This is a genomic window from Methylobacterium sp. DB0501, assembly GCF_011043735.1.
GTDB classification, from domain to species: domain Bacteria; phylum Pseudomonadota; class Alphaproteobacteria; order Rhizobiales; family Beijerinckiaceae; genus Methylobacterium; species Methylobacterium alsaeris.
On record NZ_JAAKGV010000082.1, the window covers coordinates 1 to 1,110 of the forward strand.

General features: G+C 71.7%; 1 protein-coding gene. It reads left to right on the top strand.

Translation table 11 applies throughout. From position 1 onward, the window contains the following. Positions 1-36: 36 nt before the first annotated feature. The coding region (locus G4G93_RS35390) for an MBG domain-containing protein (protein ID WP_281409774.1) at positions 37-1,110 on the top strand (1,074 nt) is incomplete at its 3' end.

Here is a 1,110-nt window from a genome sequence, read left to right on the forward strand (position 1 = left end):
CCCTCACGGCGGATGGACAGAGCCGCGTCTACGGCGATGCCAACCCGGCCCTCCCTCACGGCGGATGGACAGAGCCGCGTCTACGGCGATGCCAACCCGGCCCTGACCTACCGGGTCGGAGGGCGCGGTCTTGTCAATGGCGACGCGCTCTCGGGCGGGCTCGCCACGGTCGCCGATGCCCGCAGCAGCGTCGGTGCCTACGGCATCGGCCAGGGCAGCTTGGCCGCCAGCGGCAACTATGCCGTGAGCTATGTCGGGGCGGATCTCGCCGTCACGGCTCGACCGCTGACCCTCACGGCGGACGGACAGAGCCGCGTCTACGGCGATGCCAACCCGGCCCTGACCTACCAGGCCAGCGGACGCGGCCTCGTCAATGGCGACAGACTCACCGGCGCCCTCGCCACCACGGCAGACGCCCGCAGCAACGTCGGTGCCTACGCCATCGGCCAGGGCAGTCTGGCGGCTTCGCCCAACTACGCAGTGAGCTACGTCGGGCTAGACCTCGCTGTCACGGCTCGGCCGCTGACCCTCACGGCGGACGCGCAGAGCCGGGTCTACGGCGAGGCCAACCCGGCCCTGACCTACCGGGTCGGCGGACGCGGGCTGGTCAACGGCGACAGACTCACCGGCGCCCTCGCCACCACGGCAAACGCCCGCAGCAGCGTCGGTGCCTACGGCATCGGCCAGGGCAGCCTGGCCGCCAGCGGCAACTATGCCGTGAGCTATGTCGGGGCAGACCTCGCTGTCACGGCCCGGCCGATCACCGTCACAGCGGACGCGCAGAGCCGGGTCTACGGCGATGCCAATCCGGCCCTGACCTACCGGGTCGGCGGACGCGGGCTGGTCAACGGCGACAGCCTCACCGGCGTCCTCGCCACCACGGCAGACGCCCGCAGCAGCGTCGGCACCTACGGCATCGGCCAGGGCAGCTTGGCGGCTTCGCCCAACTACGCGGTGGGCTACGTCGGGGCGGACCTCGCTGTCACGGCTCGGCCGCTGACCCTCACGGCGGATGGACAGAGCCGCGTCTACGGCGATGCCAACCCGGCCCTGACCTACCAGATCGGCGGACGCGGGCTGGTCAACGGCGATGCTCTGAGCGGCGTCCTC